This is a genomic window from Fulvivirga lutimaris (assembly GCF_009711525.1).
Classification (GTDB): domain Bacteria; phylum Bacteroidota; class Bacteroidia; order Cytophagales; family Cyclobacteriaceae; genus Fulvivirga; species Fulvivirga lutimaris.
In genome coordinates this window covers 1-5,751 of the sequence record NZ_SMLV01000215.1, presented here as the reverse complement: position 1 = coordinate 5,751, position 5,751 = coordinate 1, and the positions used below count along the sequence as shown (strand labels likewise).

Annotated in this window: 4 protein-coding genes; 2 read left to right on the top strand and 2 right to left on the bottom strand. The window is 38.4% G+C overall.

Annotation, left to right across the window (positions count from 1 at the left end):
• The first annotated feature begins 122 nt into the window (after positions 1–122).
• Positions 123–1,793: an AMP-binding protein gene (locus E1140_RS02335; RefSeq protein ID WP_155178632.1), complete on the top strand. Its 1,671-nt coding sequence runs from the start codon at positions 123–125 to the stop codon at positions 1,791–1,793.
• 44 nt (positions 1,794–1,837) lie between these two features.
• A complete protein-coding gene (locus tag E1140_RS02330) occupies positions 1,838–3,394 on the top strand; it encodes a glycosyltransferase family protein (RefSeq protein WP_155178630.1) in 1,557 nt (518 codons plus the stop codon).
• On the opposite strand, the gene E1140_RS02325 is transcribed toward E1140_RS02330, so the two are convergent.
• On the bottom strand, positions 3,391–4,173 hold the full coding sequence (locus E1140_RS02325; protein ID WP_155178628.1) for a transporter: 783 nt from the start codon (positions 4,171–4,173) through the stop codon (positions 3,391–3,393). The two genes, E1140_RS02330 and E1140_RS02325, sit on opposite strands and share 4 nt — an antisense overlap.
• Positions 4,163–5,695 carry an MFS transporter gene (locus E1140_RS02320; protein ID WP_155178626.1) on the bottom strand — a complete coding sequence of 511 codons (1,533 nt, stop codon included), beginning with the start codon at positions 5,693–5,695 and terminating at the stop codon, positions 4,163–4,165. Before E1140_RS02320 ends, E1140_RS02325 begins: the two co-directional genes overlap by 11 nt.
• Between the last annotated feature and the right edge of the window lie 56 nt (positions 5,696–5,751).

The following is a 5,751-nucleotide window of genomic DNA, read 5'->3' as shown; positions in this document are numbered from 1 at the left end:
TCCTACAGCAAATGCGTTTAAGTTTAATAGGTTAAAAATTGCGACCCACATGGGTCGCTTTTTTATTTGTGGAGATTCTAGAATAATCTATCTTTATCCGTTTAGAAAACGATTGATTAAGAATGGCTGATTTTGCTTGGACAAAAAGGTATCCTAAAGGCATACCTGCAGAGATAGAGGAGTTGAAACACAACTCTTTAGTAGAGATGTTTGAAGAGTGTTTTGAGAAGTATGCCGAAAAGGATGCATTTGAAAACATGGGCAAAGCCCTAACCTATAAGGAGGTTGACACACTATCCAACAATTTCGCAGCGTATTTGCAAAATAGTTGTGGACTTAAAAAAGGGGACACCATTGCTATTCAAATGCCCAATTCTCTGCAATATCCTATCGCTTTGATAGGTGCACTTCGAGCTGGATTAAAGGTGGTTAATACCAATCCACTTTATATGCCAAGGGAAATGGAGCATCAGTTTAAAGATGCTGAGGTAAAAGCCATTGTGATAGTTGAGAACTTTGCCTGTAATCTTGAGAAGATAATTAATAACACTCAGATAGAGCATGTTATAGTAACCGGTCTTGGTGATTTGCTTGGTGGCTTGAAAGGCACAATAGTCAACTTTGTGGTTAAGTACATCAAAAAGATGGTTCCGAGCTACAATTTGCCTAAGGCAGTCAAATTTAACGATGCATTAAAGCAAGGAGCTGCGGCCAAGCTTACAAAACCCGATCTTAATTTAGAGGATTGCGCATTCTTACAGTATACCGGAGGTACTACTGGTGTTTCTAAGGGAGCAATGCTTTCGCATAAAAATGTTTTATCGCACACTGAACAAATCATATGGTGGTTTGATCCTTTGCTTGAAGTAGGCAAAACGGAAACAATGATCACAGCTATTCCATTGTATCACATATTTGCCCTAACGGTCAATGGAGTGTTCATGATGAAAATTGGAGCTAAGAATGTACTTATCACCAACCCTAGGGACATGAAAGCTTTTATTGGAGAATTGAAGAAGCAGAAATTTACATTGATGACTGGTGTAAATACTCTTTTTAATGGGCTGCTCAATCAGGCAGATTTTAAAAACGTTGATTTTGGTGGCTTGAAAGCAACAATCGGAGGGGGTATGGCAGTTCAGGATTTTGTAGCTGCTAAGTGGCAGGAAGTGACAGGCACAGCATTAGTAGAAGGTTATGGACTCAGTGAAACTTCTCCGGTATTATCTTGCAACCCACTTGACGGAACCCACAAAAGAGGTTCGATTGGATTGCCAACACCAAGTACAGAGATGGCCATTTTTGATGAACAAGGTAATCAAGTAGCTCAGGGTGAGGTAGGTGAGATTTGTGCCAGAGGACCGCAGGTTATGAGCGGTTATCTGAATAAAGATAATTCTCAAGTGTTCTTTCCTGGCAATTGGTTTAGAACAGGAGACATGGGGCTAATGGACGAAGAAGGCTTCTTCAAAATAGTTGATCGTAAAAAAGATATGATTAATGTTTCTGGCTTTAATGTTTACCCTAATGAGGTTGAGAATGTAATAGCTAACCATCCTAAGGTTTTGGAGGTAGCGGCAATCGGTGTTCCTGACCCCAAATCAACAGAAGCCGTTAAAGTATTTGTTGTGAAAAGTGACCCTTCGCTTACTACTGAAGAGGTTGATCAATACTGTGATGAAAACCTGACAGGCTATAAAAGACCAAAATATATTGAGTTCAGAAAGGAACTTCCAAAGTCAAATGTGGGTAAAATTATTCGTAGAGAGCTCAGAGAAGAGACCACAGCCTAGTTTCCGTAGAAATTATTTCTAGTTTTGCGGAAATTTCATTCAAAGTGATCAAGGAATACTACAGGCAACATCCTTTCAGAACCATTTTATTAGTAGCATTACTCATTCGTGTTTTTGCAGCTATTTTCTCTGAGGGATATGCATTCCATGATGATCATTTTGATGTGACAAGAGTAGCCAATGCATGGGCCAATGGTATTCCACACTGGCTTGAGAATGGCATTCCACCAAAGCACAGCATGTTTTATGCGGGGCTCAATGCCGGTATAATTTGGATTGTTCAACAGTTTGGCGTTGAAGATCCATACCTCAAGACTATGTCAATGAGGTTAGTGCATGCTGCTTACACATTACTAATAGTTTTCTTTTCAATAAAAATAACATTACTCATATCTGATGAGAAAAAGGCCAAACTTGTAGGCTGGATAACTGCGTTACTCTGGTTTATGCCATTTATGGGAGTTCGATTTTTAGTTGAAATGGCCTGTATTCCACCACTTTTGTTTGGGTTTTATTTATTGATAAAATCACATAAAGAGGGGACTGCTACTTTATTGATTTGGTTACTTTCAGGTGCCATGTTCGGACTTTCATTTACTTTTAGGTATCATACCATATTATTTGCTGGTGGTCTTGGCTTAGTACTTCTTTTCAGAAAAGAATGGCTTGGTAGTGTTCTCTTTACGCTAGGGTATTTACTCGCAGCTTTTCTGACTGTAGGGCTTATTGACCTGATATTCTTTGATTACCCTTTTCATTCAATAGTGGAGTATTTTGGGTATAACAGCAACCACTCTGGTGAGTTTATTTCAGGCTCACCATTCAAGTTTACACTTACTACATTTGGCTTTTTAATACCACCAGTAAGTTTATTTTTAATGATCGGGTATCTAAGGTCATACAAAATTGAGCCATTGATGTTTGTGGCTGTGTTGGTTTTCTTTGTTTTTCATTCTTCATTCCCTAATCAGCAAGAGCGATTTATTTTGCCGATGTTTCCACTGCTAATAATACTTGGGACTATAGGTTGGAAAAAGTTGGAAGAAGGAGAGTTACTTTCAAAATATAAAATAATTCCTTCCATTTCGTGGAAGTTCTTTTGGCTGGTGAATTTTATTGGTGGAGCTTTTATGTGCTTTACATTCACCAAAAAAGATAGGGTGGATCCTCTACATTACTTGTATGAGCAAAAGGATGCGCAGTCAGTGATTATCGAAAATGAGCGGAGCGTAAAGCAGCCACCAGTGTTTTATCTTGGTGACAATTATTCTGATTTCAACGAATGGGATAAAGGCATACTTGGACTTTCTGAAGCTGAGAAGATGGATGAGCAGCATTACGCGGTTTATTCTTTAGGCGCGGACAAGACAGTTGACTCGTTGAGGAATGAAATTGGTTCAGCCAATAAAACACCCAACTATGTGATTTTTCAAGGTGTAAATGACATGGAAGTTAGAAAGGAGAGGGTTGAAGCTTTATATGAAAATAAGGAGCTTATTTTTAAAACAACAATTGAACCATCCAGCTTAGATAAGATGCTACATTTCTTCAATCCAAGAATACATAGAGATCAGACAGCCACGATTTTTAAGATAGATTAATTGCCGGTTTTCCAGGCAAAACCAAAGCCTACAATTCTTTGCGATGCACTTTCAAGCTCATAGTCATTATAGAGATCGAAGCCATAGATGCAGTCTATTTGTAATCTGTTAGTAAGCAAATAACTTAAGCCAAAGTCTGTATTAATACTCCCAACTTCACCGCTTCCAATCATGTAGAATTCTACAAATGCACCAAGTTTATCTGTTAAAGAACCGCTAAAAACTGTAGTAACTGTTGTTTGATGGCTGTCAAAATCTAACCAATCATAGCCAAAGGAGTTGGTCCAAGCCACTCTGCCAAAATTATACTCAAAGAGTGCTCTAAATCCATAGTTCAGCTCTTCAGTTCTGAAGGCTTCTGCGCCAACTTCTGGAAAAGTGAAATTGGCGACCAGAGAAGTTTTAGGAACGGCTCCTAATTGCTCAAATAGTGCAAATTTAGAACTAAAAGTAAGGGCAGTCATGCCATTTGCTTCAGATGAATTAATATCATCCTTTATATCAAGCTTGGCATAATTTGTAAGCAATCTTAGCTCAACCCTGTCCGATAGACCATATTTGAAGGATAGATTTGGAAGTGTAGATAGTGTCACACTTCCATCATCGAATTTCAATTTATCATTGAGGTAGCCAGCTTCAATTTGAAATACTCCTCTTGGAATTACTGCTACTGCATCAGTGACATTAGGGCGATCTGTAAAAATGGGATCATCCTGAGCGTTGATAGTACTTACTGCTGCGAGTACTAAAAATAGTATTGTAGTTAATTTAGGCCGCATTTTGTTTTATATCTACTTCATCTTTATCATCTACTATTAGGCATAACAATCCTGCTAATATCATTGACGCGCCACCCAGAACGAGTGCATATATGAATTCACCATTAAAGAATTGAGTTATTAAAAACCCTAATATACTTGCCGCTACAATCTGTGGTATTACAATAAAGAAATTAAAGATACCCATATAATATCCCATTTTTTGTGGAGGAAGAGAGCCAGACAACAGAGCATAAGGCATTGACAATATACTTGCCCAAGCTATTCCTACACCAACCATTGAAATGATTAGAAGTGTTGGGTTTCCTATAAAATAGAAAGAGATTAGACCGATTCCACCACAAGTTAATGCTATTAGGTGAGCTACTCTTCTGCTAGTAATTTTGGCTAAAAAGGGAAGAGCCAGAGCGGCCAGAGCTGCAATACCATTGTAGCCACTAAACAGTAAAGACACCCAGTCTGCGCCATCATTGTAAGCTTGACTAGTTGGGTCAGATGAACCATAGATATGACTGGTTACTCCTGAAACTGTGTAAATCCACATTGCGAACAGGGCAAACCATGAGAAAAACTGAACAAAGGCCAGTTGAATCATAGTTTTTGGCATATTTTGAAAATCTCTCACAATTTGAACGAAGCCATTGCGGTACTTATTTCTAAACATGAATAAAGAAGCCGTGGTGTAGCAAATTCCAAAAACAGCTATGATGCCGCTAAGTACATAAAGTTGGGGTTCGATATTTTTAAAATAGAACCAAAGAGATAGTAAGGCCGAAACACCTAACAAAGCCAGACCTATTTTTAAATAAGTATTAGGTGCGTATTTTATTACTAAAGGTTCCGTACTTTTCTCCTCATGGATTTCGTCATCAGAAGGAGGGTACTCCTTGGTTGTGAAAACTGTCCACATTACAGCAGTTATGAATGCAATCCCACCGATATAATATGAATATTTAACTGAATCGGCAATTTCTCCAATATTATCAGTTGTATTGCTTACTCCAAACCAGTTAGCGAACATCCATGGAAGTGCGGAAGCTATTACTGCTCCAACCCCAATAAAAAAGCTTTGAACAGCAAAGCCTTGTGTCCTTTGTTCGGGTGGCAACATATCTCCAACAAATGCCCGAAAGGGTTCCATGCTTATATTAATGCTTGCATCCATTACCCATAACATGCCGATTGCTATCCACAAACTGGGTGAATTAGGCATGATAAATAATGCGATAGTTGCTAATATGGCACCAACGGCAAAGAAAGGGCGTCTACGTCCCCATTTCGGATGCCATGTTCTGTCACTATAATAACCTATTAGTGGTTGAACCAAAAGTCCTGTTACCGGTGCTGCCAACCAATAAAATGCTAAATCTTTTGTATCACCACCAAGTGTTTCAAAAATCCTACTTGTATTTGCGTTTTGCAATGCAAAACCAAACTGGATTCCCAAAAAACCAAAACTCATATTCCAAATTTGCCAGAAACCTAACCTTGGTTTTTCAGATGAAAGAGAGACGTTATCCATAGCTTGTTTATCTTATAATATTGCGGCCTTATTGTTATACAATCGTTAGCATTTTT

What these genes read in the sequence shown, in the direction of transcription:
- E1140_RS02335 (WP_155178632.1), top strand. Translation starts at nt 123, where the DNA reads ATGGCTGATTTTGCTTGGACAAAAAGGTATCCTAAAGGCATACCTGCA.
- E1140_RS02325 (WP_155178628.1), bottom strand. Translation starts at nt 4,173, where the DNA reads ATGCGGCCTAAATTAACTACAATACTATTTTTAGTACTCGCAGCAGTA.
- E1140_RS02320 (WP_155178626.1), bottom strand. Translation starts at nt 5,695, where the DNA reads ATGGATAACGTCTCTCTTTCATCTGAAAAACCAAGGTTAGGTTTCTGG.